Origin of the sequence: Amycolatopsis sp. NPDC026612, assembly GCF_040638285.1 — a bacterium.
Taxonomy (GTDB): domain Bacteria; phylum Actinomycetota; class Actinomycetes; order Mycobacteriales; family Pseudonocardiaceae; genus Amycolatopsis.
Map to the genome: position 1 here is coordinate 32589 of NZ_JBEZYB010000049.1, position 26415 is coordinate 59003.

Sequence of the window (26415 nt, forward strand, 5' to 3'; positions counted from 1 at the left end):
ATGGCCGGACGGGATCCCTTCGACTACCCCCGCGACTGGGAGGCCGACGTCGTGCTGTCCGACGGCGGCACCGTCCACCTGCGCCCGATCGTGCCCACCGACGCCGACGGCCTCGTCGCCTTCCACGCGAAGCTCTCCGAGCGCACCCGCTACTTCCGCTACTTCGGCGCCTACCCGCGGATCCCGGAAAAGGACCTGAAGCGGTTCTCCACGGTCGACCACCACGACCGGGTCGCGTTCGCCGCGTTCCTGGGCGACGACATCGTGGCCGTCGGCCGGTACGAACGGCTCGGCGACGGCCCGTCGGCGGAGGTCGCCTTCGTCGTGAGCGACGCCCACCAGGGCCGCGGGCTCGGCTCGATCCTGCTCGAACACCTCGCCGCGGCCGCGTCGGAGTGCGGGCTGGGCCGGTTCGTCGCCGAGGTGCTCGCCGAGAACGCCGCCATGGTGCGGGTGTTCCGCGACGCCGGCTACCAGGTCAGCCGCGAGTTCGAGGAAGGCGTGCTGCACCTGGAGTTCGATATCGACCCGACCGAGGAGTCACTGGCCGTGGCGCGCTCCCGGGAGCAGGCGGCCGAGGCCCGCAGCGTGCACAACCTCCTGCACCCGTCCTCGGTCGCGGTGATCGGCGCCTCCGCCGAGCCGGGCAAGGTCGGCCACGTCGCCTTCGTGAACCTCCTGGCCGCCGCGTTCACCGGCACCGTCTACCCGGTCAACCCGGAGCACCGCTCGGTCCGCGGCGTCCGCGCGTACCCGTCGGTGCTGGACATCCCGGACCCGGTCGACCTGGCGCTGGTCGCGGTGCCCGCCGAGGCCGTCGAGTCCGTTTTGGACGCCTGCCTGGCGAAGGGCGTCAAGACGCTGCTGATCGTCTCCGGCGGGTTCGCCGAGTCGGGGCCGCACGGCCTGCACGCCGAGCTGCGGCTGGTCGGGGAGGCGCGGGCGCACGGCATGCGCGTGGTCGGGCCGAACGCGCTCGGCGTGCTGAACACCGCGTCCGGCGTCCGGCTCAACGCGACCCTCGCGCCGCGGTTGCCCGTGCGCGGGCGCACCGGGTTCTTCTGCCAGTCCGGTGCGCTGGGCACCGCCATCCTCGCCGACGCCGAGGCGCGCGGCCTCGGCCTGTCGACGTTCGTCTCGGCGGGCAACCGCGCCGACGTCTCGGGCAACGACCTGCTCCAGTACTGGGAAACCGACCCGGACACCGACCTCGTGCTGCTGTACCTCGAGTCCTTCGGCAACCCGCGCAAGTTCGCGCGGCTGGCCAGGCGGCTCGCACGGACGAAACCCATCGTCGCGGTCAAGTCGGGGCGGCACGCGGTCCGGCCGCAGCTGGCGGCGACGTCGACGGAGATCGACGAGGCCAGCGTCCAGGCGCTGTTCGAGCACGCCGGGGTCGTGCGGGTGGAGTCGCTGGCGCAGCTGTTCGACACCGCGCTCGTGTTCGCCCACCAGCCCCTGCCCGCCGGGCCGCGAGTCGCCATCGTCGGCAACTCCAGCGCCATCGGGCTGCTGGCCGCCGACACCGCGCGGATGCAGGGCCTGCGGCTGGCGTCGGACCCGGTGGACGTCGGCCCGCAGGCGGGGCCGGACGACTTCGCCAAGGCGGTCGGCGAAGCCCTCACCTCCCCGGACACCGACGCGCTCGTCGTCGTGTTCGCGCCGCCGGTGGCGATCCCCGGCACGGCGTACGCGCGTGCTTTGCGGGAGACCGTCGTCGAACTGGGGCAGCGCAAGCCGATCGTCTCGACGTTCCTCGCCGTCGAAGGCGTCCCGGACGAACTCGCGGTGCTGACCGACGACGGCGTGCCCACCCGCGGCTCGATCCCGTCGTACCCGAGCCCCGAACGCGCGGTGAACGCCCTCGCGCGGGTCGTGCGGTACGCGGCCTGGCGGCAGCGCCCGCAGGGCAACCTGGTGCGGCCGTCGGGCATCCACACCGAGCAGGCGCAGGTCATCGTGCGCGAGCTCCTGGACGCCGACAGCGGCAAGACGACGTTGCTCTCGGACGCCGAAGTCGTCCGGCTGCTGGAGTGCTACGGCATCGGCGTGGTGCCGTTCCGCATCGTGTCCACTGTGGACGAATCGGTTGCGGCGGCGGCCGAACTCGGCTACCCGGTGACGCTCAAGGCGGTCGACGAGCGGCTGCGCGGCCGCCCCGACCTGGCGGGGGTGCGGCTCGATCTGGCCTCCGAAGACGCCGTGCGCACCGCCTACGAGACCCTGCGGAAGGTCTCCGGCGACGACGACGTGTACGTCCAGCGGATGGCGCCCAAGGGCCTGTCGTGCGTGATCGGGCTGCAGGACGACCCCTCGTTCGGCACGCTCGTGTCGTTCGGGCTGTCCGGGCTGGTCAGCACGCTGCTCGGCGACCGCGCCTACCGGGCCGTGCCGCTGACCGACGTCGACGCCGCGACGCTGCTGCGCGAGCCGCGGACGGCGCCGCTGCTCACCGGCTACCGCGGCGACGAGCCCGCCGACCTCGCCGCGCTGCAGGACATGGTGCTGCGCGTGGCCGCGCTGGCCGAGGACAACCCGGAGGTGCGGTCGCTGGTGCTGGACCCGATCCTGGCGTCGCCGGACGGGGCCTTCGTCGCCAACGCCCGCCTGGTGCTGGGGGCGCCGCCGTCCCGGCCCGACACCGGCCCGCGCCGGCTGCGCGCGATCAACCCCCAGGACTGAGCCATGGCCTCGCTGACCGAGCTGCTGACCCGGCACACCGGTGACCTGCCGGGCGCGGTGGCGCTCGTCGCGCGCGGCGACCAGGTCGACGCCGCGGCCGTCGGCTCGGCCGATGCCGAGGGCACCGTGCCGATGGCGCGGGACTCGCTGTTCCGCATCGCGTCCCTCACGAAGCCGATCACCGCCGCGGCGCTCCTGCTGCTCGCCGAAGACGGCGAACTGGCGCTGGACGATCCGGTGGCGCGGTGGCTGCCGGAGCTGGCGTCGCCGGTCGTCGTCCGGACGCCGTCGGGCCCGGTCGACGACGTGGTGCCGGCCGTCCGCCCGATCACGGTGGCCGACCTGCTCACGTTCCGCTGCGGGTACGGTCTCGCCGCCGACATGACGCTGCCCGCGGTCGACTTGCTGCTGCAAGTGCTCGGACACCCGGCCACGTCGCCGCGGGCGCTGTCACCGGACGAGTGGCTCGCCGCGCTGGCGCAGGTGCCGCTGCTGCACCAGCCGGGGGAGGCGTGGCTCTACGACACCGGTTCGGACCTCCAGGGCGTGCTGATCGCGCGGGTCTCCGGCCGTCCGCTGCCGCAGTTCCTGGCGGAGCGGTTGTTCGAGCCGCTCGGCATGGCCGACACCGGGTTCACCGTGCCGACCGCGGCGCTGGGCCGGTTCACCAGCGCCTACCGCCGCGGCGAGGACGGACTCCGGCTGATCGACTCGCCGGAGGGCCGCTGGAGCGCCCCGCCGCCGTTCCCGTCCGGGGCCGGCGGGCTCGTCTCGACGGCCGACGACCTGCTGGCGTTCGCGAGGTTCCTGCGCGACGAGGGCACGGCGGGCGGCCACCGCCTGCTGACGCCGGAGTCGGTCCACCGGATGACCACCGACCACCTGACGCCCGCCCAGCGGGCCGCGGCCCGGCCGTTCCTGCACGGCCAGGGCTGGGGCTTCGGCGGATCGGTGGACGTCGACGCGAAGGAACCCTGGGAGGTCCCGGGCCGCTACGGCTGGATCGGCGGCGCGGGCACGTCCCTGCACCTGGTCCCGGCGACGGGCACGGTCTCGGTGCTGCTGACCCAGGTCGAGCTGACCAGCCCCGAGCCCACCCCGCTGATGAAGGAGTTCTGGACCTACGCGGCCAGCTAGCCGCGGCCCGCGAGGAGGTCGCCCAGGGCCAAGAGCTGGTGGGTGGCCGGGCCGAGCTCGAACTCCAGGCGCTTCGCCGCCGCGAAGTAGCGGTGCACGACGTGGTCGACGTCGATGCCGACGCCGCCGTGGACGTGCACCGCCGTGTGAGCCACCCGGTGGCCGGCCTCGGCCGCCCAGAACTTCGCCGTCGCCACCGCTTCCGCGGCCGGGGCGGCCGAGGCCAGCTGCCACGCCGCCTGCAGCGATGTCAGCCGGACCGCCTCGACGTCCACGTACGCGTCGGCGAGGCGCTGGCGGACCGCCTGGAACCCGCCGATGACGTGGTCGAACTGCTTGCGCTCGGCCGCGTACGCCGCCGTCAGCTCCAGCGCCCGCTCGACCACGCCGAGCTGCTGGGCGCACACCCCGACCGTCCCGCGCAGGCGCAGCCACTCGCCGATGTCGCCCAGCGGCACGCCGGGCACGTCGGACAGTTCCAGCAGGCCGGCGTCCGCGTGGTCGACCGTCTGCTGGGGCCGCACCGTGACGCCCGGCGCCGCGGCGTCGATCAGGAACACTTCGCCGGGAACCGCCACGAGGAAACCGTGCGCGAACGCCCCGAAGGCCACTGCCGGCTGCGCACCGGACACCCGGCCGTCCGAGGCGGTGAACCCGGACAGCGCCACCGCCAGGACGCGCTCGCCGCGCAGCACCGGCAGCACCCAGCGGTCCACCAGCTCGGGCGAGCCGAACTCCGCCAGCGCCGACGCCGCCATCGTGATCGAGGGCAGGTAGGGGACCGCCGCCACCGCGCGGCCGATCTCGGTGAGCACCGCGCACTGCTCCAGCAGCCCGAACCCGCCGCCGCCGAGTGCCGACGGCAGGGCCGCGTCCAGCACGCCCGCCTGGCCGAGGGCCGTCCACGCGACCGGATCGAACCCGCCGGTGCCGTGCGGGTCGTGGGTGGCCTTGCCGTCGAGGATGCGCCGGGTCAGCGCGGCGAGGTCGCCCGACGCCTCGGAGAGGGTGAAGTCCATGAGTGCTCCTAGCGCGTGACGGGCAGGCCGAGTGCGGTCGCGGCGATCATGTCCCGCTGGATCTCGTTGGTGCCGCCGCCGAAGGTGAGGATCAGCGCCGACCGGTGCAGCCGCTCGATCCGCCCGGCCAGCAGCGCGCCCGGCGAGCCTTCGCGGACGACGGCGGCCGCGCCGAGCACCTCCATCAGCAGCCGGTAGGCCTCGATCGCGAACTCCGTGCCGAACACCTTCGTCGCCGACGCGTCCGCCGGGCCGAGCTCGCTGGCCGCGGCCGCCCAGGCGATCCGCCAGTTCCGCAGCTTCAGGTACTCGGCGCCGGCGTGCACCCGCGCGAGGTGCAACCGCACCCATTCGTGGTCGATGGCGCCGGTCTCCTTCGCCCACGCCAGCACGTCGGCGAGCGCCTTGCGGATCGGTGCCGACGACGTCAGCGCGACGCGCTCGTGGTTGAGCTGGTTGGTGATCAGCGGCCAGCCCGCGTTTTCCTCGGCGACGCGAGCGGACACCGGCACGCGCACGCTGTCGTAGTACGTGGCGCTGGTGCCCGCGCCGGCCACCGTGTGCACCTTGGTCCACGAGAACCCCGGCGCCGACGTCGGCACGATGAGGATCGAGAGCCCGCGGTGCTTCTTCGCGGCCGGGTCGGTGCGGACGGCGAGCCAGACGTAGTCGGCGTACTCGATCAGGCTGGTCCACATCTTCTGCCCGGTGACGAGGTACTCGTCGCCGTCGCGCTCGGCGCGCGTGCGCAGTGACGCCAGGTCGGTGCCGGCCTCCGGCTCGGAGTACCCGATCGAGAAGTGCAGCTCGCCGGCGGCGATCTTCGGCAGGTAGAACGCCTTCTGCTCTTCGGTGCCGTAGCGCATGATGGTCGGGCCGACGGTGTTCACGGTGAGGAACGGGACCGGCACCCCGGCGACGGCCGCTTCGTCGGTGAACACCAGCTGGTCGAGCATCGGCCTGCCCTGCCCGCCGTACTCGGGCGGCCAGCCCAGCGCGAGCCAGCCGTCCTTGCCCAGCTGCCGCACGATCTCCTTGTACGCCACGCCATCGCCGTATTCGCCGCCGCCCGAGCGCAGGCCGTCCCGCCGCTCGGGCGTCATCAGCTCGGCGAAGTACTCCCTGAGCTCGGCGGCCAGCGCGCGCTGCTCCGGTGTGTAGTCGATCCGCACCCGTCACCTCGATCCGGCGTTACACTAGAACCTGTTCTAGTTGTACCAGTACTCACGTGGCGGAGGAAGCATGGAGATCGGCGTCGACCGGCTGCTCTGCGAGGCGAACGCGGTGTGCGTGGGGCTCGCCCCGGCCGTCTTCGACCTCGACGACGACGAAGAACTCGTGATCCGGCCCGGCGCGGTGCCGGCGGACGAGGTGGAACGTGTTTCTGATGCGATCAAGGGATGTCCGAAGAACGCCCTGTTCATCAGCGGTTAGCACCGTTTACTCTCGGGCTTGCCCTGAACAAGAACAGATTCTACTCTAGGCGCGAGATCCAGGACTCGGCGAGGAGGCCCGCGGTGAGCTTGACCGGCAGGACGGCGATCGTCACGGGTGCCGCCGCGGGGCTGGGCCGGGCCGAGGCGCTCGCCTTGGCCGGGCGGGGCGCCACGGTCGTCGTCAACGACATCGGCGAGCCGAAGGACGTCGTCGCGGAGATCGAAGCGGCCGGCGGCAAGGCGGTCGCGGTCGCCGGCGACGTCGGCGAGCGGGCCACGGCCGACGCGCTCGTCCGGGCCGCGCTCGACCTCGGCGGGCTCGACATCGTGGTCAACAACGCGGGCGTGCTGCGCGACAAGATGCTGTTCTCGATGTCCGACGACGACTGGGACACCGTGCTGCGCGTCCATCTGCGTGGGCACTTCCTGTTGTCCCGCAACGCCGCGAAGCACTGGCGCGACAGGTCCAAAGCGGACGGGAAGCCGGTCTACGGGCGGCTGGTCAACACGGCGTCCGAGGCGTTCCTCATCGGCTCACCAGGCCAGCCCAACTACGCCGCGGCGAAGGCGGGCATCACGGCGCTCACCATGTCGGCCGCCCGGAGCCTGGCCAAGTACGGCGTCCGCGCCAACGCGATCTGCCCGCGCGCGCGGACGGCGATGACCGAGGGCGTGTTCGGCGCGGCTCCCGCCGAGGGCGCCGATCCGCTCTCGGTCGAGCACGTCGCCCCCTTCGTCGCCTACCTCGCCTCCCCGGCGGCCGAGCACGTCAACGGCCAGGTGTTCGTCGTGCACGGCGGCACGGTCGCGCTGGTCGAGCCGCCGCGGATCGAGCAGCGCTGGAAGCTCGACGAGCTCGAAAACTCTATGAGCACCTTCTTCGCCGACCGCGACCCCGGCCGGATGTTCGCCGCCACCGAGATCCTGGGAGAGTCATGAGGCTGGACGGGAAGATCGCCCTGATCACCGGCGCCGCGCGCGGGCAGGGCGAGGCCGCCGCGCGCGCGTTCGTCGCCGAAGGCGCGAAGGTGGTGATCGCCGACATCCTCGACGACGAGGGCAAGCAGCTGGCTGCCGACCTCGGCGATCAGGCCGTCTACCAGCACCTCGACGTCGGCGACGAGGACGGCTGGGTCGCCGCGGTCGAGCGCGCGACCACCGAGTTCGGCGCGCCGAACGTGCTGGTCAACAACGCCGGCATCCTCCATTTTTCGGAACTGGGCAAGACGACGCTGGCCGATTACGAGCGCGTGATCCGGGTGAACCAGATCGGGGCGTTTCTCGGCATGCGTTCGGTCGTTGAACCGATGACCGCCGCCGGCGGTGGCTCCATCGTCAACGTGTCCTCTGTGGAGGGTCTGGCCGGGATGCCCTACCTCGTCGCCTACACCGCGAGCAAGTTCGCGATCCGCGGCATGACCAAGGTCGCGGCGATGGAGCTCGGCAAGAAGCACATCCGCGTCAACTCGGTGCACCCCGGCGCGATCGACACCAAGATGGTCGAGACTGCGGCGGGCGGCCAGAAAGTCGACATGTCGTTCGTGGGGAAGAAGGTCGCCCTCAAGCGCGTCGGGCAGCCCGAGGACATCGCCAAGCTGGTGTTGTTCCTGGCCAGCGACGAGAGCGCGTACTGCACGGGAGCGGAGTTCGTCGCGGACGGCGGGGCCACGGCGACGCACGCGCTCAATTTCTAGTAAACACCGCTAACGAAAATCGGGCACCGGGTGTGGAGAAGACTCGGAGGTCAGCGAAGACCTACTGGGAGGTGTGGTGAGCGGAAGCACGGGCACGCTCCCGGGAACCGCGGCCCTGACCCAGGTCGGCCGCTTGGCGACGCTTTCCTGGGAAGTCCTGCGCGCGATCTTCAAGCGCCCGTTCCAAGCGCGCGAATGGATCCAGCAGTGCTGGTTCTTCGCCAGCGTCACGATCCTCCCGACGGCGATGGTGGCCATCCCGTTCGGCGCGGTGATCGCGCTGCAGCTCGGCTCGCTCACCGCCCAGATCGGCGCCCAGTCGTTCACCGGCGCGGCCAGCGCGCTCGCCATCGTGCAGCAGGCCAGCCCGCTGATCACCGCGCTGCTGGTCGCCGGCGCGGGCGGCAGTGCTGTCTGCGCGGACATCGGCGCGCGCAAGATCCGCGAAGAGATCGACGCCATGGAAGTCCTCGGCGTCAACCCGATCCAGCGGCTCATCGTGCCGCGGGTGCTCGCCGCGATGGTCGTTTCGGTGCTGCTGAACGGCTTGGTCAGCGTCGTCGGCGTGCTCGGCGGCTACTTCTTCAACGTCGTCCTGCAGGGCGGCACGCCCGGCGCGTACCTGGCCAGCTTCAACGCGCTCGCCCAGGTGCCGGACCTCTGGGTCAGCGAGCTCAAGGCGCTGCTGTACGGCTTCGTCGCCGGGGTCGTCGCCGCGTTCCGCGGGCTGAACCCGGCGGGCGGCCCGAAGGGCGTCGGGGACGCCGTCAACCAGGCCGTCGTGATCACGTTCCTGCTGCTGTTCCTGATCAACGTCGTGCTCACCGCGATCTACCTGCGGATCGTCCCGCCGAAGGCGATGTGATGACCGCCGAACCGCTGGACGCCGACCGGACGCTCGAATACCTCGCGCGCCCGGGCCAGAGCCTGGAAGGCCTCGGCAAGCAGCTCGCGTTCGCCGTGAAGGCGCTCGCGTGGTCGCCGCGCACGATCCGCCGCTACGGCCGGGAAACGCTGCGGCTGCTCACCGAGGTCTGCTTCGGCACCGGCGGCCTCGCCGTCATCGGCGGCACGCTCGGCGTGATGATCGGGATGACGCTGTTCACCGGGCTCATCGTCGGCCTGCAGGGCTATTCCGCGCTGAACCAGCTCGGCACGGCGGCGCTCACCGGGTTCATCTCCGCCTACTTCAACACCCGCGAGGTCGCGCCGCTTTCGGCCGGGCTCGCCCTGAGCGCGACGGTCGGCTGCGGCTTCACCGCGCAGCTCGGGGCGATGCGGATTTCGGAGGAGATCGACGCCCTCGAAGTGATGGGCGTGCCGAGCATGCCGTACCTGGTGACGACCCGGGTGCTCGCCGGCGTCGCCGCGGTGATCCCGCTGTACGCGGTCGGCCTGCTCTCGAGCTACCTCGCGTCCCGGCAGATCACCATCTGGCTCTACGGCCAGTCCGCGGGCACCTACGACCACTACTTCACGCTGTTCCTGCCCCCCGGCGACGTCCTGTGGTCGTTCGGGAAGGTGATCGTGTTCAGCGTGCTCGTGATCATGTCCCACTGCTATTACGGCTTCACCGCGAGCGGTGGCCCGGCCGGGGTCGGCGTGGCGGTCGGCCGGGCGGTGCGGACGTCCATCGTGCTGATCTCCGTGCTGGACTTCTTCCTGTCCCTCGCGATCTGGGGCGCGAACACCACGGTGAGGATCTCGGGATGAGACGCGAGCTCTGGCAGCGGCTCCGGTACCAGGTGCTGGGGCTCGTCTTCCTGCTCGTCGCCGCCCTGTTCATCGCCTTCACCCTCGCCGTGTACAACAAGGCGTTCACGCCGGTGACGCTGGTGAAGCTCGAAACCGACCGCGTCGGCAGCCAGCTGCGCACCGGCGGCGACGTCAAGGTCCGCGGCGTGCTCGTCGGCGAAGTCCGGTCGGTGCTGGCGAAGGGCGATCACGCCGAGCTCGAGCTGGCCCTCGACCCGGGGAAGACCGCCGTCATCCCGGCGAACGTGGCCGCGCGGCTGCTGCCGAAGACGCTCTTCGGCGAGCGCTATGTCGCCCTGCAGCTGCCGGAGAAACCCGGGCGGCCGATCGAGGCGGGCGACGTCATCCCGCAGGACCGCAGCAGCGCCGCGATCGAGCTGCAGAAGGTCCTCGACGACGTGCTGCCGCTGCTGCAGGCGGTCCAGCCCGAGAAGCTGTCGAGCACCCTCACCGCGGTGGCGACCGCACTGGACGGCCGGGGCAAACAGCTCGGCGAGACCCTGGCCGGGCTGTCGGACTACCTCGGCAAGCTCAACCCGTCACTGCCGGACGTCAAGGCCGACATCACCGGCCTGGCGAACGTCGCGAACACCTACGACAAGGCCGCGCCGGACCTGCTGCAGGCGCTGTCCGACCTGACCACCACGAGCCGGACGATCGTCGACCAGCGCGCGCAGCTCAGCGACCTCTACGCCACCGTGGCGGCAGCGTCCACGGACCTCACGAGCTTCCTGCAGGTCAACAAGGACAACCTGATCCGGCTCACCACGGCGATCCAGCCGACCCTGGACGTCCTCGCGAAGTACGCGCCCGAGTACCCGTGCCTGATGCGGCAGCTCGCCGAGTCGGTCCCCCGGGCCGAGCTGGCGTTCGGCAAGGGCACCGCGCACCCCGAAGTCAGCCGGGTCACCATCGAGTTCGCCGCCAGCCGGGGCAAGTACCTCCCCGGCGTCGACGAGCCCAAGTACGAGGACAAGCGCGGGCCGCGCTGCTACCCGAGCGTCCCGAAGCCGGGGGTGTGGCCGCAGTACCCGCCCGACGGCGCGATCGAGGACGGCTCCAGCAAGCCCGCGCCGCCGAAGAACCCGCCCGAGAAGCTGCCCGGCCCGATCACCGCGGGCGGCGGCGCGGTCGGCGGGGACGGCACGATCGTCGGGTCGGCCTACGAGAACGACCTGATCGACCTGCTCGCCTCGCCCGCGCTCGGCACTTCGCCGGGTGCCGTGCCGGGCTGGGCCGGCCTGCTGGTCGGGCCGCTGTACCGCGGAGCGGAGGTGGAGCTCAAGTGAGGAGTTTCGTCCCGTCACTGGTGAAGCTGCTGGTGTTCGCCGCCGTCACCGTGTTGTTCACCGGGATACTGGCGGCCACCATCGCGAACACCAACTTCGGGGTGACGTCGGGTTACCTGGCGAAGTTCACCGACGCGTCCGGGCTCAAGGAAGGCGACGACGTCCGCATCGCCGGGGTCAAGGTCGGCCAGGTCGACACGATCGCGGTGGTCGAGGGCGAGCGGAACCTCGCCGAGGTGCGGTTCGACGTCGAGCACACCTACCGGCTGCCCGAGACGGTCACGGCGACGATCAAATACCGCAACCTCGTCGGGCAGCGCTACCTCGCGCTCGGCACCGACGTCCCCGGTGACCGGACGCTGCCGGACGGCGGGACGATCCCGCCCGAGCGCACGAAACCCGCGTTGAACCTCACCGTCCTGTTCAACGGCTTCAAGCCGCTGTTCAAGGCGTTGAGCCCGAAGGACGTCAACCAGCTGTCGGCCGAAATCATCAGTGTCTTCCAGGGCGAGGGCGGCACGATCACCAGCCTCCTGCAGCACACCGCGTCCCTGACGACGGCGATCGCGAGCAAGGACCAGGTCATCGGCCAGGTGATCGCCAACCTCAACACGGTGCTCGGCACGGTCAACTCCCGCGGCGCGCAGCTCGGCGACCTCATCGAACAGACCCAGAAACTGGTCAGCGGGCTGGCCGAGCAGCGCAAGCCGATCGGCGACGCGGTCAGCGCGCTCGGCGACCTCGCCGTGTCCACGACGGGCCTGCTCGCCGACGCGCGCCCGGCCCTCAAGGACGACGTCGCCCAGCTCGGCGTGCTCTCGCAGAACCTCGGCGACTCCGGCGAGCTGCTCAACCACCTCCTCGAGGTGCTGCCGGGCAACCTGCAGAAGTTCACCCGGACGTTGAGTTACGGCAGCTGGTTCAACTACTACCTGTGCGGGATCACCGGCACCATCGGCATTTCCTCGCTCGACATCACCCTGCCGATCATCCCGATCCCGGGTACGCAGCGCGCGGAGAGGTGTGGTCCGTGAAGCCGCTGAAAGAACGCAACCAGGCCGCGGTCGGTGCGGTCGCGCTCGTGCTGATCGTGCTCGTCACGGCGACGACGTACTTCTCCGACCAGCTCCCGTTCTTCGGCAACGGCACGACGTACTCGGCGTACTTCGGCGAGTCCGCCGGGCTGGCCGCGGACAACGAGGTCGAGGTCGCCGGGGTCAAGGTCGGCACGGTGTCGTCGGTGAAGCTGGCGGGCAAGCAGGTGCTCGTGAAGTTCCGCGTCAAGGACGTCCGGGTCGGCGACGGGACGACAGCGTCAATTGAGATCAAGACGCTGCTGGGGGAGAAGTACCTCGCGCTCGACCCGAAGGGCGGCGGCGCGCAGGAGCCGGACCAGACCATTCCGCAGGCCCGCACGCGCACGCCGTTCCAGCTGCAGGACGCCTTCGAACAGCTGTCGACCACGGTCGGCGACATCGACACGAAACAGCTCGCGGACAGCTTCAACGCGTTGTCCGACAGCCTCAAGGACAGCCCCCAGTACCTGAAGGACACGCTCACCGGGCTGTCCTCGCTGGCGCGCACGGTGTCCTCACGCGACAGTGACTTGCACACGCTCCTGGCCAACACGAGCCAGGTCTCGAAGACGCTGTCCGACCGCAACGCCCAGCTGCAGCGCGTGATCAGCGACGGCAACCTGCTGCTGACCGAGCTGCAGAACCGCAAGACCGCGATCCACGCACTGCTCACCGGAACCCAGCAGCTCTCGCAGCAGCTGACCGGGCTGGTGCAGGACAACCGGGCGCAGCTGAAGCCGACGCTGGAGAAGCTCGGGAAGGTGACCGACATCCTGCAGCGCAACCAGGGCAACCTCGACAAGAGCCTGCAGCTGATGGCGCCGTTCGCGCGCGTCGGCGCGAACGCCACCGGCAACGGCCGGTGGTTCGAGGGCTACCTGTGCGGGCTGCTGCCGCCGACGATCACCGCGGCCGGGCTGCACATCAACCCCGAAGGCTGCACCCCGCCGATCGCGGCGCCGAACCAGGGGGTGGGCCGCCGATGACCATCCGCACCTACCGCGGCCGCACCCTGGTGACCTGGCTGGCGTTCGCGTGCGTCCTCGCCCTGATCGTCACCGCGGGGCTGTACCTGGTGTTCCGCGGATCCGCCGGCACGAAGCTCTCGGCGTACTTCGGCAAGACCGTCGGGCTGTACGCGGGATCGTCGGTGCGGGTGCTCGGCGTGCCCGTCGGCGAGGTCACCGACGTCACGCCCCAGGGTGACGCCGTCCGCGTGGACATGCGGGTCGACGACGTGCCGTTGCCGGCCGGCGTCGGTGCCGTCGTCGTCGCGCCGAGCCTGGTCAGCGACCGGTACGTCCAGCTGACCCCGGCGTACGACAGCGGCCCTGTCCTCGCTTCGGGCACGGTTCTCGCGAAGGACCGGACGGCGACGCCGGTCGAGCTGGACGACCTGTACTCGAGCCTCGACAAGCTGTCGACGGCGCTGGGCCCGACCGGTGCCAACAAGGACGGCGCGCTGTCCGGCGTGCTCGACACGGCGGCGAACACGCTGAAGGGCAACGGTTCGACGCTGAACTCGACCGTCGGGCAGCTGGCCGGGCTCGCCAAGACCCTCGACGGCTCGAAGGACGACCTGTTCTCGACCGTGCAGAACCTGAACTCCTTCACCGGCGCCCTCGCCCAGAGCGACCAGCAGCTCAACGAGTTCTACGGCCGCGTCGCCGACGTCAGCCGGTTCCTCGCCGCGGATTCGACCGACGTCGGGGCGGCGTTGCAGTCCCTCGGTGGCGCGCTCGGCGACGTCCAGCAGTTCGTCAACGACAACAAGACGGCCTTGGAGTCCAATGTGGACAAACTGGCGTCGCTGTCGAAGGTTCTGGTCGACCAGCGCGCCGCGCTCGCCGAGGTGCTCGACATCGCGCCGACCGGCGCCACGAACTTCATCAACTCCTACGACGCGGCGTCGGGCACCATCGCCGTCCGCGACAACCTCAACGAGCTGACCAACCCGCCGATCCTCACCGTGTGCCGGCTGATCAGCGCGGCCACGCCGAAGGAAGTGCCCGACACGCTGGGGAACATCTGCAAGCAGCTGGCGCCGGTCCTCGACGGCGCGTTGAAGCTGCCGACCATCCCGCAGGTGCTCAACTCCCTGCAGAACGGCGAACTCCCACCGTTGCCGCTGCCGCTCGTCGACGTGATGGAGCAGCTTTCGGGTGGTGCGAAGTGAACCGGCGGCAGCGGATCGCCGGGATGGTGGCGGGCGTGCTCGTGCTGGCCGGCTGCAGCGACGGCGGGTTCAACGGCCTGTACGGCACGCCGCTGCCGGGCGGCGCCGACGTCGGTGACCACCCCTACCACGTCACCGCGCTGTTCACCGACGTGCTCGACCTGGTGCCGCAGTCCAGCGTGAAGGTCGATGACGTCGCGGTCGGGCGCGTCGACAGGATCACGCTGACGCCGGACACGCGCTCGGCGCTGGTGTCGATGACGGTCAACGGCGACATCGCGCTGCCCGCCAACGCCCGCGCCGAGCTGAAGCAGTCCAGCCTCCTGGGTGAGAAGTTCGTCGAGCTGAGCGTGCCGACGGCCGAGCCGGCCGCCGGGAAACTGGGCGACGGCGGGCAGATCCCGCTCGGGCGCACCAACCGCAACCCCGAGGTCGAGGAGGTGCTCGGCGCGCTTTCCCTGCTGCTCAACGGCGGCGGCGTCGAGCAGATCCAGAAGATCAGCCACGAGCTCAACGACGCGCTTTCGGGCAACGAGCCGGAAATCCGCGCGCTGCTGTCCCGGGTGGACGAACTGGCGACGCAGCTCGACGGGCACAAGACCGAGATCCTCCGGGCGATCGACGGCCTCGCCAAGCTGTCCCACACGTTGACCGGCCAGACGCAGAACCTGACCAACGCGCTCGACAACCTCGCGCCGGGCCTGAAGGTCGTCACCGACCAGCGCGACCAGCTCGTGGGCATGCTGAACGCGCTGAACACGCTGTCCGGCGTCGCGGTGGACACCGTGACGAAGAGCCGCGACCAGCTCGTCGCGAACCTCAAGGCCCTGCAGCCCACGCTGGCGAAGCTCGGTGAGGCCGGGCAGAACCTGCCGAACGCGTTGCAGATCCTGCTCACCTACCCGTTCCCCGACTACGCGGGCAACGTGATCAAGGGCGACTACGCGAACGTCGAGGCGAACGTGAACCTCGACCTGGACACGCTGATCTCGAACTTCACGAACTCGTCGCAGCCGCCGATCGCGCTGCCGCAGAAGATCGGCGGCGGGCAGCCGGCCGCCGCGCCGCCGCTGCCGCTGCCCGACCTGGGCACCACCCCGCCGGCGGCCGGACCCGACCTGCTGGGCGGCCTGCTCGGCCTGTTCGGGGGTGGCCGGTGACCCGCAAGATCCGCGTGCAGCTGTTCGCGTTCGTCGTCATCGCGGTGGTTTCGGTCGTCTACGCCGGCGGCCGGTACGCCGGGCTGGACCGGCTCTTCGGCACCCGCGGTTACGTCGTCACCGCGCAGCTGACCGACTCCGGCGGCATCTTCGTCAACTCCGAAGTCGCCTACCGCGGGGTCACGGTCGGGCGGGTGACGTCGATGACGCTCACCGAGCACGGCGTCGACGTCGCCCTCGACATCGACGCGGGCGCCCCGGACATCCCGGCCGACGCGCACGCGCAGGTGGCCGACCGGTCGGCGGTGGGGGAGCAGTTCGTGGACCTGCTGCCCCAGCACAACGGCGGCCCGTTCCTGAAGGACGGCTCGGTGATCACGGCGGACAAGACGTCGCTGCCGCCGTCGCCGGACACCGTGCTCACCCACCTCGACGACCTCGTCGCGAGCGTGCACCCGGATTCGCTGCGGACGGTCGTCGACGAGACGTACAACGCGTTCGCGGGGGCCGGACCGGAACTGCAGCAGCTGCTCGACAGCACGGGCTCGCTGACGGCGGTGGCCGCGCAGTACGTCCCGCAGACGCAGGGGCTGCTGGCGAACTCCCGGATCGTGCTCGGCACCCAGGAGCGGCAGGCGGCGAACATCACCGGCTTCGCTTCCGGGTTGAAGACGATCGCCGGGCAGCTCAAGAAGTCCGATCCGGACCTGCGGCGGGTGATCGCGCAGGCGCCGCAGCTGAGCAGGCAGATCAGCGACGTGCTCGCCGCGTCGGGCACGGACCTGGGGGTGCTGTTCGCCAACCTGCTCACCACCGCGCAGATCACGACGTCCCGGAAGGACTCGATCGAGGAGCTGCTGGTCGCGTACCCGATCATTTCGGCGTTCTCGCCGTCGACGTCCCCGGACGGCACCGGTCACCTCGGCGTGGTGTTCAACTTCTTCGACCCGGCTTCGTGCACGAAGGGCTACGAAGGCACCAAGCAGCGTCCGGCGAACGACGAGACCGAAGCACCGGTGAACCTGAACGCGTACTGCGCCGAGCCGCCGGGCAGCCCGACGGGGGTGCGGGGTGCGCAGAACGCGCCCTACGCGGGGAAGCCGCCCGCGATCCCCGCGGCTCCGCAGCAGCAGGCTTCTCCGGCGCCGCAACAGCTTCCGGGGATGCTGAGCTTGCTGACCGGGCCGTCGGCGGGTGGGTTGGCCAAACTGCTGGGCGCGCCGTGAAGCTCCGGTTCCTGGCCGCCGCGGCGGTGCTTTCCGTGCTGGCGGCCGCGTTTTCGGGCTGGTCGTGGTGGCGCGCGGCCGCGGACGACGCCTCGGCCCGGGGCCGGGAGCGCGACGCGGTACTGGCGGCGGCGGGCCCGGAACTGGTCACGCTCAACACGATCGACTACCGCACCGCGGCCGCGGACGTGGACCGCTGGATCGCGGCGACGACCGGTCGGTACGGAACGGACCTCGCGGGCGACCGGCAGCTTCAGATCGACCGTGCGGGGACGGCTCGCACGGTTTCGTCGGCCTCGCTGGTCCAGGCGGCGGTCACGGAGGTCGACGTCCCCGCCGGAAAGGCGCGGCTGCTGGCGGTGCTCGACGTCCGGGTTTCGACGGGCGGCGCCGCGGCCGCGCCGAAGATGAACCGGCTGACGGTGGACGTGTCCCGTGCTCCCGGCGGCTGGAAGATCGCGGGCGTCCAGGCGGCGGGCTCATGACCCGCGTCCTGGCTTTGGTGGTGGTGCTCGCCCTGGGCTGCACGGTGTGGTTCGGCATCGAGACGACGTCGTTGTCAGCGGGGGACAACGCGGCCTTGGTGGATCTCTCCGCGACCGCCGACGTTTCGTCCGAAGTGAGCGACGCGGTCAAGGCGGTGTTCTCGTACGACTACGCGAACCTGGCCCGCACCGAGCGGGCGGCTTCGGACGTCCTGACCGGGGACGCGGTGCGTCAGTACCAGACCCAGTTCGCTTCGGCCCGGACCCGGGCGACGTCGGAGAAGCTGGTCCGCACGACGACGGTCCGGGCGGTGGGAGTGCGTTCGTTGCGCGGTGACGAGGCTTCGCTGTTGTTGTTCCTGGACCAGCAGACGGTCGCCCAGGGCGGGGGAGCGCCGTCGTCCACCGTGGCCCAGCTGGCGGTGACGGCGAAGCGGGTGGACGGCCGCTGGAAGCTGGCCACCCTGACGGCGCTCTAACCGTCCCAGACGGCCGCGCCCTGCCGCAGTACCTCGACCCCGGCCTCCGCCGCCACCGGCCACATCTCCACCACGTACCGGTAGTGCTCCCCGTACTCGTGGTCGTTCCAGTCGGCCGGTGGCGGCCCGGTCGGCACGTACGAAACCCGCGCCCGGTACCGCCCGGGCAGCACGGAGAAGAACCTCTCCTGCGACGGGTAGTCGGCGGGCCCGGAAATCACGAGCCGGCCGCTCGGAACCGGAAGATCCGCTTCCACCACGTGCTCCGCGTCCGCCGTCAACGCCGGCGCCGACGGCACGAGCGTCACCGACGACTCCACCAGGTCCGAGCGCGCCGTCGCGATCGCGAGGCCGCCCGGTTCCGCCCCGATCCGGTGATCCAGCGCGGCTTCGGTCCAGCCGCTGCCGGTCAGCCGGGACCCGGAATCCCGGATGGTGAACTGCCGCTGGTCGGCGTGGACGACGAGATGCACACGAACCACCCTAGCCAGGACCCGCCCCGAAATGGTATCGACGCCGGGTTTAGCGTTGACGGCATGACCACTGCTTCCGTCGACGCCGACACGGCCCGCAGCGACTACGCCGCGCTGGCCGGCCGGGGCCTCTCCCTCGACATCACCCGCGGCAAGCCCTCGCCCGAGCAGCTCGACCTTTCGAACGCGCTGCTCGACCTCCCGGGCGAGGGCACCTTCAAGGCCGAGGACGGCACCGACGTCCGCAACTACGGCGGGCTCAACGGCCTGCCGGAGCTGCGCCGCATCTTCGCCGGGGCACTGCAGGTCCCTGCCGGGCAGCTGCTCGCCGCGGGCAACTCCAGCCTCGAGCTGATGCACGACGCCGTCGTCCAGGCGCTGCTGAGCAAGCTCCCCGGCGCCGAGCGCCGCTGGGCCGACGAGCCGCAGGTGAAGTTCCTCGCCCCCGTTCCGGGCTACGACCGGCACTTCGCCCTCACCGAGCGGTTCGGCATCGAGCTCGTCGGAGTCGCGATGACCGACGAGGGCCCGGACATGGACGTCGTCGAGACGCTGGTCGCCGAAGACCCCGCCGTCAAGGGCATCTGGTGCGTGCCGAAGTACAGCAACCCCACCGGGGTCACGTTCAGTGACGACGTCGTCCGGCGGCTCGCCACCATGCGCACCGCGGCGCCCGACTTCCGGATCTTCTGGGACAACGCCTACGCCGTGCACCACCTGACCGACGACGAGCCGGAGCTGGCCGACGTCCTCGCCCTGGCGACCGAGGCCGGCCACGCCGACCGTGTCTTCGTCTTCGGCTCGACCTCGAAGATCACCCTCGCCGGGGCCGGCGTCGGCTTCTTCGGCGCGTCCGAGGCCAACCTCGCCTGGTGGACGGGCAACACCGGCAAGCGCACCATCGGCCCGGACAAGGTCAACCAGCTCCGCCACGCCCACTTCCTCAAGGACGAGGACGGCGTCCGCGCCCACATGCGCAAGCACGCCGAGATCATCGGCCCGAAGTTCGCCGCCGTCGACCGCATCCTCACCGAGGAGCTGTCGGACCTCGCGTCCTGGACCAAGCCGACCGGCGGGTACTTCGTCACGCTGACCGTCCCCCAGGGCACCGCGAAGGAGGTCGTGCGGCTGGCGAAGGAGGCCGGTGTCGCGCTGACCCCCGCCGGGGCGACCCACCCGCACGGTAATGACCCGGCCGACGCCGTCATCCGGATCGCGCCGACCTTCCCGAAGCTCGCCGAGGTCGAAGAGGCCGTCCGCGCGCTGGCCGTCTGCGTCCGGCTCGCGGTCGCTCAACGCGGCTGACCTGCGCAAACGGAAGTCGATCAAAAATTTTTCCGTTTTGACCGAGCCGGGGGACGCCGGGGTACGTATGACCGGTGGGTGAGGTGGACGAACTCGTCACGAGAGGACGTCCCCCGGTGTTCGGAAAACGCTACACAGAGCAGCTGATCGAGCGCAGCGCGGAGAACGCGACCGACCGCCGCCGCTTCCTCAAGGCTGCGGGAGCGGCGGGGCTCGGCGTCGCGGGTGCCGGTGCGCTCGGCACGGCGCTGTCGCTGGGCCTCGGCTCGGCAGGTGCCACATCGCAGTACGGCGCGCAGGGAGGTGATGCGGCGAAGGAGGCGGCGAGTGACGCTGCCGTGCTGAACTTCGCGCTGAACCTCGAGTACCTCGAGGCGAACCTGTACTCGTTCGCCGTCTACGGCTACGGGCTGAACGACAAGTACGTCAACGGTGTCGGCAACCTGGGCAAGGTTTCCGGTGGGCACGCGGTGAAGTTCAAGAGCGAGCACACCAAGCAGATCGTCCAGGAGATCGCCGGCGACGAGGTCGCCCACGTCACCTTCCTGCGCAAGGCGCTCGACAAGGCGGCCGTCGCGCAGCCGGAAATCGACTTCCAGAACAGCTTCACCGCGGCCATGCAGGCCGCGGGGGTGATCAAGCAAGGCCAGACGTTCGACCCGTTCGCGAGCGAGAACAACTTCCTGCTCGCCGCGTTCCTGTTCGAGGACGTCGGCGTGTCCGCCTACAAGGGCGCGGCGCCGCTGGTGAACAACAAGACGTTCCTCGACGCGGCGGCGGGCATCCTCGCGGTCGAGGCGTACCACGCGGGCATCGTCCGTTCGCAGCTGTTCGAGCGTGGCCTCGGGGACATCACGAACAAGATCTCCGACGCCCGCGACAGCCTCGACGGCAAGGCCGACGACGACGAAGGCGTGCTGAAGGACGGCAAGGCGAACCTCGTCCCGGCGGACGCCAACGGCATCGCGTTCGGCCGCTCCGCCGAGCGCGTTCTCAACATCGCCTACCTCAACCCGGACAAGGTTTCCTCGGGTGGTTTCTACCCGCGCGGCCTCAACGGCGACATCGCCACGAGTGGTGCGAAGGAGTAGGCCCCGCGTGCCGCCGTCACGATGACGTCGACGACGGCGGCACGCGGAGTCCACGGTGGAGCTTTCGGGGACCGCACCGGGTCCCCGGCCACCGGGGGCGGCTCCGCACCCTCGTCGCCCTAACGACGGCGTTGCCCGCCACACGAATCGCGCACCACCAGTTTCGTGGGCAGCTGCACCGGTTCCGGGGCCGCCGAGTTCTCGATCATCGCCAGCAACGCGCCGGCTGCCGCCGTGCCGAAGCCCGGCTTGTCCTGGGCCACCGTCGTGAGCGCCGGGTCCACCAGGGACGCCACCTCGATGTCGTCGAACCCCACCACGGCCAGGTCCGCCGGAACCTGCAGCCCGGCCGCGCGGGCCGCCAGCAGCGCGCCGACCGCCATTTCGTCGCTGGCCGCGAACACCGCCGTCGGCGGGTCCTTGCGGGCGAGGAGCCGTCGCATGCCGACGAACCCGCTCTCGCGGTAGAAGTCCCCGCTGACCACGAGGTCTTCCCGCACCGGCAGTCCGGCTTCGGCCAGCCCGCGCAGGTAGCCCTCGGTGCGGGCGGCGGCGGGCGCGTTGCCGCGGGGCCCGGTGATCGTCGCGATCCGGCGGTGCCCGAGCGAGGCCAGGTGCCGGACGGCTTCCGCCGCGCCACCGGCGTTGTCGGAGGTCACGTAGGTCGCCCGCGGCCCGGCCAGTGCGACGTCCAGTGCGACGCACGGCAAGCCGGACTGGGCGAACGCGGTGAACGCCTCGGCGTCCGTCCCGCTGTCGATGAGCACCAGCCCGGCCAGGTGGTGCCGCCGGGTCATGCCGACGTAGGCGATCGGATCGGCCAGCGACACGCCAGGATGGCGGTCGCGGGCGTCGTCGCTCGTCGCGAGCAGCAGCAGGTGGTACCCGTGCGAGCTCAACGCCGATTTGAGACCCAGCAACAGGTCCTGCAGGAACGGGTGCCGCCAGCCGGGCCGCCGGTGGTCGGTGTCCCACACCATGCCGACCATCGCCGACTGCTGCCGCGACAGCGCCCGTGCCGACTCGTTCGGCGAAAAATCGAGTTCCCGCGCCACGCGCTCGACGCGTTCGCGCGTCGTCACGCTGACCGTGGCGGGGCGGTTGAACACCCGCGACACGGTGGCGACGGAAACCCCGCAGAGCTGCGCTACTTCGCGTGCGGTGACCATGGCGACCTCCGTTCTTGTAACCGGTTACATCTGTAGCACACGATCTCTGACTGCGTAAATGTCGGGCGACGTTACTATTTCGTTACTTGACGGCGGGCTGCTGGGAGCGCTCTCATGGGACCCGCGTTTTCCCGACGGCCCGCAGAACAACGGAGATCTCATGCGCCCGAAAACGAGAAACCGCCGGATCCGCCTGATCGCCGGGGTGTGTGCCACCCTGGCCGCGGTCACGGCACTGAGCGCCTGCGGGGACGGTGGCGCCGGCGCCGGCGGCAAGGTCAAGCTGAGCCTCGGCCTGTTCGGCAACTTCGGCTACACCGACCTGATCAAGGAGTACCAGGCGGCGCACCCGGACATCGAGATCACCGAGCGGACCGCCGCCTACTCCGACCACCACAAGAACCTCGCCGCGCACCTGGCCACCGGGGCCGGCGCCGCGGACGTCGAGGCCATCGACACCGGGTACGTCGCCCAGTTCAAGGCGACGCCGGACAAGTTCGTCGACCTGAACACCGTCGGCGGCGACCAGCTCAAGGACCGCTGGCTGGGCTGGAAGTGGGCGGCGTCGCTGGCCAAGGGCGGGCAGCAGATCGGCTACGGCACCGACGTGGGCGGCCTGGCCATCTGCTACCGCCGCGACATGTTCAAGACCGCCGGGCTGCCCGAAGACCGGGACGCCGTCTCCGCCCTCTGGCCGACCTGGCAGGCGTTCTTCGAGACGGGCAAGCGGTTCCAGGCCCAGGCACCGAACGGCGTCAAGTTCATGGACGGCGGCCCGACCGTGCTCAACGCGATCGTCGGCCAGGCCCCGGTCGGCTACTACGACCAGAACGACCAGCTCGTCGTGGGCAGCAACCCGGCGCTGCGCCAGGGCTGGGACCTCGTGACCGACGCGGTCAAGGCCAACCTGAGCGCGGGCCTGCTGTACAGCACACCGCAGTGGAACACCGGCTTCACCCAGGGGCAGTTCGCGACCGTCACCTGCCCGGCGTGGATGATGACCAAGATCAAGGACCAGGCCCCGGACACCGCGGGCAAGTGGGACATCGCGGCCGTGCCCGGCGGCGGCGGCAACTGGGGCGGCTCGTACCTGACCGTGCCGAAGCAGGGCAAGCACACCAAGGAAGCCGCCGACCTCGCCGCGTGGCTGACCGCGCCCGAGCAGCAGGCGAAGGTCTTCACCAGCAAGGGTCTGCTGCCGTCGGTGCCGTCGCTCTACGACGACCCGAAGATCACCGGCTACACGAACCCGTTCTTCGGCAACGCACCGGTGGGCAAGGTGTTCACGGACGCGGCGAAGAAGCTGAACCCGCAGTACCAGGGCCCCAAGGCCGGCGATGTGCAGACGGAGTTCGGCAACGCGATGCAGCGCGTCGAGCAGGGCAAGCAGGACGGCGCGGCGGCGTGGCAGCAGCTGGTCGGTGACGTCGCGAAGATCAAGTGATGGCTCCGGCGAAAACGCTGACCTTCGCCGAGCGGCGGCAGAAGTGGGACGTCAAGCTGTCGCCGTTCGGCTTCATCAGCCCGTACTTCCTGATCTTCGGCGTCTTCGGGCTGTTCCCGCTGCTCTACACGGCGTTCGTGTCGCTGCAGAAGCGGAACCTCATCGACGCCGAAGGTGCGCGGTTCATCGGCTTCGGCAACTACGAGGAGCTGCTGTTCCACGACCCGTACTTCTGGAACGCGATGGGGAACACGGTCAGCCTGTGGCTGCTGACCACGATCCCGCAGATCCTGTTCGCGCTCGGCATCGCGCACCTGCTCAACCGGCGGCTGCGCGGGCGGACGATGTTCCGGATGGGGATGATCCTGCCCAACATCACCTCGGTGGCGGCGGTGACGATCATCTTCGCGCAGCTGTTCGGCCGGGACTTCGGCCTGATCAACTGGGTGCTGAGCTGGTTCGGCGCCGGGCAGGTCGACTGGCAGGCGGGCACGGCCAGCTCGCACACCGCCATCGCGTCGATGGTGGTGTGGCGCTGGACCGGCTACCACGCCCTGATCTTCCTGGCGTCGATGCAGGCGATCCCGTCGAGCATGTACGAGGCCGCCACCCTCGACGGCGCCAAGGGGTGGCAACAGTTCTGGCGGATCACCGTGCCGCTGCTGCGGCCGCAGATCATCTTCTCCACGGTGATCGCGACGACCGGGAACATGCGGCTGCTCGCCGAGCCGCTGCTGTTCAACCCCGGCGCCGCGGCCGCCACCGGCGGGTCGGACCGGCAGTTCCAGACGGCCGCGCTCTACCTCTACGAACAGGGCTTCACCAAGTACGACTTCGGCTACAGCTCGGCGATCGCGCTGATCCTGGCCGTGGCCACGATGCTCGTCGCGGGCCTGTCGTACCTGGTGACCCGGCGCATCCAAACGGACTAGGAGCGGACATGACCACCGTGCTGACCCCGGCGGCACCCGCGCCGCCGGCCGCATCGCCGGGCCGGGTCCGGCGGCTCGCGAAGCGGGTCGCGAGCCCGTGGACCTACGCCGCGCTGATCGCGATCCTGGCCGGCTCGGCGTTCCCGGTGTACTGGTCGTTCGTCGTCTCCTCGCAGACGACCGAGGCCGTGGGGAGCGTGCCGCCGGTCCTGGTGCCGGGCGGGCACCTGTTCGAGAACATCGCCCGCGTCTTCGACGAGACGGATTTCGCGCTGGCGCTGGGCAACTCGCTGATCGTCGCGGGCACGATCACCGTTTCGGTGGTGCTGTTCTCGACGCTCGCCGGGTTCGCCTTCGCCAAGATGCGGTTCCGCGGGCGGACCGCGCTGCTGCTCGTCGTGGTCGCCACCCAGGCGATCCCCACCGAGCTGGGCGTCGTGCCGCTGTACATGATGATGGCCGACTTCGGGTGGGCCGGGCAGCTGCAGGCGGTGATCGTTCCCGGCCTGGTCACGGCGTTCGGCGTGTTCTTCATGCGCCAGTACTTCGAGCGGGCGCTGCCGCTGGAACTGCTGGAGGCCGGGCGGATGGACGGCTGCGGGTCGCTGCGGCTGTTCTGGCACGTGGCGCTGCCCGCCGCGCGCCCGGCCGCGGCGGTGCTCGGCCTGTTCACCTTCATGCAGGCCTGGAACGACTTCTTCTGGCCGCTGGTCGTGCTGGTGCCGGAGAACCCGACCGTCCAAACCGCACTGTCCACTCTGGCCAGCGGCTACACCACCGACTACACGCTCGTGCTCACCGCCGCCACCATCGGCACCGTCCCCGTCCTCGTCGTGTTCCTGCTGTTCGGCCGCCAGATCGTCGGCGGCATCATGCAGGGCGCGCTCAAGGGCTGATCCTCCCGGAGCTCACCGTGACTTCCAGCCGTGACGACCGGGGCTTCGCCCCGGGCCAGGGGCTTCGCCACCCGGAACCCCGAAAAGCGGTTTTCCCGCCCGGCTTCCGCTGGGGCGTGGCCACCTCGGCGTTCCAGATCGAGGGCGCCACCGACGTCGACGGCCGCGGACCGTCCATCTGGGACACGTTCGCGGCGGTCCCCGGTGCGGTGGCCGGCGGCCACACCGGGGAACCGGCGGCCGACCACTACCACCGCTGGCCGCAGGACCTCGCCCTGCTCACCGGGCTGGGCGTGGACGCCTACCGGTTCTCGGTGTCGTGGCCGCGGGTGCAGCCGTCCGGCCGCGGCCGCGTCGAACGCCGGGGCCTCGACTTCTACCGGCGGCTCGTGGAAGGGCTGCGGGAGAAGGGGATCGAGCCGTTCCTCACGCTGTACCACTGGGACCTGCCGCAGGAGCTGGAAGATTCCGGGGGGTGGCGCGCCCGCGACACGGCCCACCGGTTCGCCGACTACGCCGCCCTGGTCCACGCGGAGCTGGGTGACCTGGTCGAGCACTGGACCACGTTGAACGAACCGTACCCGTGCGCGGTCGCGGGCTACGGCGAAGGCCGCCACGCGCCCGGGGCGAGGGAGGGCGACGGCGCGCTGGCGGCCGCCCACCACCTGCTGCTCGGCCACGGGCTGGCCGTCCGCGCGATGCGGGCGCAGGCGACGTCCCAGCACCAGTTCGGGATCGTGCTCAACCAGTCGCCCGCGGTGCCGGTGACGGACTCGGCCGCGGACGCCGCGGCGGCGGCCCGGCAGGACACGCTGCTGCGCCGCCAGTTCACCGACCCCCTCCTCGGCGGCCGGTACGCACCGGGGCTCACCGCGATGTTCGACGGCGTTTCGGACTTCTCGTTCCGCCACGACGGCGACCTGGAGACGATCGGGCAGCCCCTGGACTACCTGGGCGTCAACTACTACTACCGCATGCACGTCGCGGACGCCCCGCACCGCGAGCCGGACCCGGCGCTGCGGACCGTGGCCGACATCGGAGTGGACACTTCGCGGGTGCCGGACGTGCCGCGGACGGGCATGGGCTGGCCGGTCGAGCCGGAGGGCCTGACCGAAGCCCTGGTCGGCCTGCACAACCGCTACCCCGCGCTCCCGCCGGTGTACGTCACCGAGAACGGCTGCGTGTACCCGGACCGCAGCGACTTCGCCGACTACGAGCGCATTTCGTTCCTCAGCGAGCACATCGAGGCGGCGCGCACGGCCGTGGCCGCGGGGGTCGACCTGCGCGGGTACTTCTGCTGGTCGCTCCTGGACAACTTCGAGTGGGCCCACGGCTACAAGCACCGCTTCGGCCTGGTCCACGTCGACTACACCACCCAGCAGCGCACCCCCCGGGCCAGCTACCGCTGGTACCGCGACCACATCGCCGCTCAGCGCGAATGAGCCCGAGCGCCCCAATGTGGCCTTCGGTGCGTTCATTACGACCCGACGA

Annotated in this window: 25 protein-coding genes; 21 read left to right on the forward strand and 4 right to left on the reverse strand. The window is 70.8% G+C overall.

Translation table 11 applies throughout. The annotated features are described in order from the left end of the window. Entirely contained in the window at positions 1–2682 is a 2682-nt protein-coding gene (locus tag AB0F15_RS31940; RefSeq protein ID WP_360278444.1) for a GNAT family N-acetyltransferase, read from the forward strand. A 3-nt stretch (positions 2683–2685) separates the two neighbouring features. Further along, positions 2686–3819: a serine hydrolase domain-containing protein gene (locus AB0F15_RS31945; protein WP_360278447.1), complete on the forward strand. Its 1134-nt coding sequence runs from the start codon at positions 2686–2688 to the stop codon at positions 3817–3819. On the opposite strand, the gene AB0F15_RS31950 is transcribed toward AB0F15_RS31945, so the two are convergent. Continuing rightward, entirely contained in the window at positions 3816–4838 is a 1023-nt protein-coding gene (locus tag AB0F15_RS31950) for an acyl-CoA dehydrogenase family protein (protein ID WP_360278449.1), read from the reverse strand. The genes AB0F15_RS31945 and AB0F15_RS31950 overlap by 4 nt on opposite strands. Before the next feature lie 8 nt (positions 4839–4846). After that, a complete protein-coding gene (locus AB0F15_RS31955) occupies positions 4847–6010 on the reverse strand; it encodes an acyl-CoA dehydrogenase family protein (RefSeq protein ID WP_360278452.1) in 1164 nt (387 codons plus the stop codon). A gap of 70 nt (positions 6011–6080) precedes the next feature. On the opposite strand from AB0F15_RS31955, the gene AB0F15_RS31960 reads away from it, so the two are divergent. The 13 genes from AB0F15_RS31960 (at position 6081) to AB0F15_RS32020 (ending at position 17614) form a co-directional block, all read left to right on the forward strand. Beyond that, the gene (locus AB0F15_RS31960; RefSeq protein ID WP_360278455.1) at positions 6081–6272 is read left to right on the forward strand and encodes a ferredoxin; all 192 of its coding nucleotides are present in this window, start codon (positions 6081–6083) and stop codon (positions 6270–6272) included. Positions 6273–6355: 83 nt separating this feature from the next. Then, positions 6356–7213: a 3-oxoacyl-ACP reductase gene (locus AB0F15_RS31965; RefSeq protein ID WP_360278458.1), complete on the forward strand. Its 858-nt coding sequence runs from the start codon at positions 6356–6358 to the stop codon at positions 7211–7213. Continuing rightward, a complete protein-coding gene (locus AB0F15_RS31970; RefSeq protein WP_360278461.1) occupies positions 7210–7968 on the forward strand; it encodes a glucose 1-dehydrogenase in 759 nt (252 codons plus the stop codon). Before AB0F15_RS31965 ends, AB0F15_RS31970 begins: the two co-directional genes overlap by 4 nt. A gap of 76 nt (positions 7969–8044) precedes the next feature. Further along, positions 8045–8833, forward strand: a complete 789-nt coding sequence (locus AB0F15_RS31975) for an ABC transporter permease (RefSeq protein ID WP_360278464.1) — start codon at positions 8045–8047, stop codon at positions 8831–8833. Beyond that, the gene (locus tag AB0F15_RS31980; RefSeq protein ID WP_360278467.1) at positions 8833–9681 is read left to right on the forward strand and encodes an ABC transporter permease; all 849 of its coding nucleotides are present in this window, start codon (positions 8833–8835) and stop codon (positions 9679–9681) included. Before AB0F15_RS31975 ends, AB0F15_RS31980 begins: the two co-directional genes overlap by 1 nt. Next, positions 9678–11012 carry an MCE family protein gene (locus AB0F15_RS31985; protein ID WP_360278469.1) on the forward strand — a complete coding sequence of 445 codons (1335 nt, stop codon included), beginning with the start codon at positions 9678–9680 and terminating at the stop codon, positions 11010–11012. Before AB0F15_RS31980 ends, AB0F15_RS31985 begins: the two co-directional genes overlap by 4 nt. Further along, the gene (locus AB0F15_RS31990; RefSeq protein WP_360278471.1) at positions 11009–12046 is read left to right on the forward strand and encodes an MlaD family protein; all 1038 of its coding nucleotides are present in this window, start codon (positions 11009–11011) and stop codon (positions 12044–12046) included. Before AB0F15_RS31985 ends, AB0F15_RS31990 begins: the two co-directional genes overlap by 4 nt. Then, entirely contained in the window at positions 12043–13074 is a 1032-nt protein-coding gene (locus tag AB0F15_RS31995; protein WP_360278474.1) for an MCE family protein, read from the forward strand. The genes AB0F15_RS31990 and AB0F15_RS31995 overlap by 4 nt, the downstream gene beginning before the upstream one ends. Continuing rightward, positions 13071–14264 (forward strand): MCE family protein, encoded by a 1194-nt coding sequence (locus AB0F15_RS32000; RefSeq protein ID WP_360278477.1) that lies wholly within the window; start codon positions 13071–13073, stop codon positions 14262–14264. Before AB0F15_RS31995 ends, AB0F15_RS32000 begins: the two co-directional genes overlap by 4 nt. Continuing rightward, positions 14261–15424 (forward strand): MCE family protein, encoded by a 1164-nt coding sequence (locus AB0F15_RS32005; protein ID WP_360278480.1) that lies wholly within the window; start codon positions 14261–14263, stop codon positions 15422–15424. The genes AB0F15_RS32000 and AB0F15_RS32005 overlap by 4 nt, the downstream gene beginning before the upstream one ends. Next, positions 15421–16650 (forward strand): MCE family protein, encoded by a 1230-nt coding sequence (locus AB0F15_RS32010; protein WP_360278483.1) that lies wholly within the window; start codon positions 15421–15423, stop codon positions 16648–16650. Before AB0F15_RS32005 ends, AB0F15_RS32010 begins: the two co-directional genes overlap by 4 nt. Beyond that, complete coding sequence (locus AB0F15_RS32015) at positions 16647–17135, forward strand: hypothetical protein (protein ID WP_360278486.1); 489 nt, start codon at positions 16647–16649, stop codon at positions 17133–17135. Before AB0F15_RS32010 ends, AB0F15_RS32015 begins: the two co-directional genes overlap by 4 nt. Then, positions 17132–17614: a hypothetical protein gene (locus AB0F15_RS32020; RefSeq protein ID WP_360278488.1), complete on the forward strand. Its 483-nt coding sequence runs from the start codon at positions 17132–17134 to the stop codon at positions 17612–17614. Before AB0F15_RS32015 ends, AB0F15_RS32020 begins: the two co-directional genes overlap by 4 nt. Here AB0F15_RS32020 and AB0F15_RS32025 read toward each other — a convergent pair. After that, the gene (locus tag AB0F15_RS32025; protein WP_360278491.1) at positions 17611–18087 is read right to left on the reverse strand and encodes a hypothetical protein; all 477 of its coding nucleotides are present in this window, start codon (positions 18085–18087) and stop codon (positions 17611–17613) included. The genes AB0F15_RS32020 and AB0F15_RS32025 overlap by 4 nt on opposite strands. Positions 18088–18150: 63 nt before the next feature. Between AB0F15_RS32025 and AB0F15_RS32030 the strand changes: the two genes are divergently transcribed. After that, positions 18151–19392 carry an aminotransferase class I/II-fold pyridoxal phosphate-dependent enzyme gene (locus tag AB0F15_RS32030; protein ID WP_360278494.1) on the forward strand — a complete coding sequence of 414 codons (1242 nt, stop codon included), beginning with the start codon at positions 18151–18153 and terminating at the stop codon, positions 19390–19392. A 116-nt stretch (positions 19393–19508) separates the two neighbouring features. After that, positions 19509–20483, forward strand: a complete 975-nt coding sequence (locus tag AB0F15_RS32035; protein ID WP_360278497.1) for a ferritin-like domain-containing protein — start codon at positions 19509–19511, stop codon at positions 20481–20483. A gap of 119 nt (positions 20484–20602) precedes the next feature. Here the strand turns inward: AB0F15_RS32035 and AB0F15_RS32040 are convergent, their stop codons facing one another. After that, positions 20603–21652 (reverse strand): LacI family DNA-binding transcriptional regulator, encoded by a 1050-nt coding sequence (locus AB0F15_RS32040; protein WP_360278499.1) that lies wholly within the window; start codon positions 21650–21652, stop codon positions 20603–20605. 160 nt (positions 21653–21812) lie between these two features. Here AB0F15_RS32040 and AB0F15_RS32045 point away from each other — a divergent pair, with 160 nt between their 5' ends. Genes AB0F15_RS32045 through AB0F15_RS32060 form a run of 4 tightly spaced genes read left to right on the forward strand, consistent with a single transcriptional unit; the run spans position 21813 to position 26366 of the window. After that, positions 21813–23096: an extracellular solute-binding protein gene (locus tag AB0F15_RS32045; RefSeq protein WP_360278501.1), complete on the forward strand. Its 1284-nt coding sequence runs from the start codon at positions 21813–21815 to the stop codon at positions 23094–23096. Continuing rightward, entirely contained in the window at positions 23096–24028 is a 933-nt protein-coding gene (locus tag AB0F15_RS32050; protein WP_360278504.1) for a sugar ABC transporter permease, read from the forward strand. The genes AB0F15_RS32045 and AB0F15_RS32050 overlap by 1 nt, the downstream gene beginning before the upstream one ends. An 8-nt stretch (positions 24029–24036) precedes the next feature. Then, positions 24037–24924 (forward strand): carbohydrate ABC transporter permease, encoded by an 888-nt coding sequence (locus AB0F15_RS32055; RefSeq protein WP_360278507.1) that lies wholly within the window; start codon positions 24037–24039, stop codon positions 24922–24924. 17 nt (positions 24925–24941) lie between these two features. Then, complete coding sequence (locus tag AB0F15_RS32060) at positions 24942–26366, forward strand: GH1 family beta-glucosidase (protein WP_360278510.1); 1425 nt, start codon at positions 24942–24944, stop codon at positions 26364–26366. The last annotated feature ends 49 nt before the right edge of the window (positions 26367–26415 follow it).

Coding starts and splice junctions, on each gene's coding strand:
- AB0F15_RS31980 (WP_360278467.1), top strand. CDS start 8,833: ATGACCGCCGAACCGCTGGACGCCGACCGGACGCTCGAATACCTCGCG.
- AB0F15_RS32000 (WP_360278477.1), top strand. CDS start 13,071: ATGACCATCCGCACCTACCGCGGCCGCACCCTGGTGACCTGGCTGGCG.
- AB0F15_RS31950 (WP_360278449.1), bottom strand. CDS start 4,838: ATGGACTTCACCCTCTCCGAGGCGTCGGGCGACCTCGCCGCGCTGACC.
- AB0F15_RS31960 (WP_360278455.1), top strand. CDS start 6,081: ATGGAGATCGGCGTCGACCGGCTGCTCTGCGAGGCGAACGCGGTGTGC.
- AB0F15_RS32030 (WP_360278494.1), top strand. CDS start 18,151: ATGACCACTGCTTCCGTCGACGCCGACACGGCCCGCAGCGACTACGCC.
- AB0F15_RS31970 (WP_360278461.1), top strand. CDS start 7,210: ATGAGGCTGGACGGGAAGATCGCCCTGATCACCGGCGCCGCGCGCGGG.
- AB0F15_RS31940 (WP_360278444.1), top strand. CDS start 1: ATGGCCGGACGGGATCCCTTCGACTACCCCCGCGACTGGGAGGCCGAC.
- AB0F15_RS31945 (WP_360278447.1), top strand. CDS start 2,686: ATGGCCTCGCTGACCGAGCTGCTGACCCGGCACACCGGTGACCTGCCG.
- AB0F15_RS32055 (WP_360278507.1), top strand. CDS start 24,037: ATGACCACCGTGCTGACCCCGGCGGCACCCGCGCCGCCGGCCGCATCG.
- AB0F15_RS32050 (WP_360278504.1), top strand. CDS start 23,096: ATGGCTCCGGCGAAAACGCTGACCTTCGCCGAGCGGCGGCAGAAGTGG.
- AB0F15_RS32020 (WP_360278488.1), top strand. CDS start 17,132: ATGACCCGCGTCCTGGCTTTGGTGGTGGTGCTCGCCCTGGGCTGCACG.
- AB0F15_RS32045 (WP_360278501.1), top strand. CDS start 21,813: ATGCGCCCGAAAACGAGAAACCGCCGGATCCGCCTGATCGCCGGGGTG.
- AB0F15_RS32040 (WP_360278499.1), bottom strand. CDS start 21,652: ATGGTCACCGCACGCGAAGTAGCGCAGCTCTGCGGGGTTTCCGTCGCC.
- AB0F15_RS31985 (WP_360278469.1), top strand. CDS start 9,678: ATGAGACGCGAGCTCTGGCAGCGGCTCCGGTACCAGGTGCTGGGGCTC.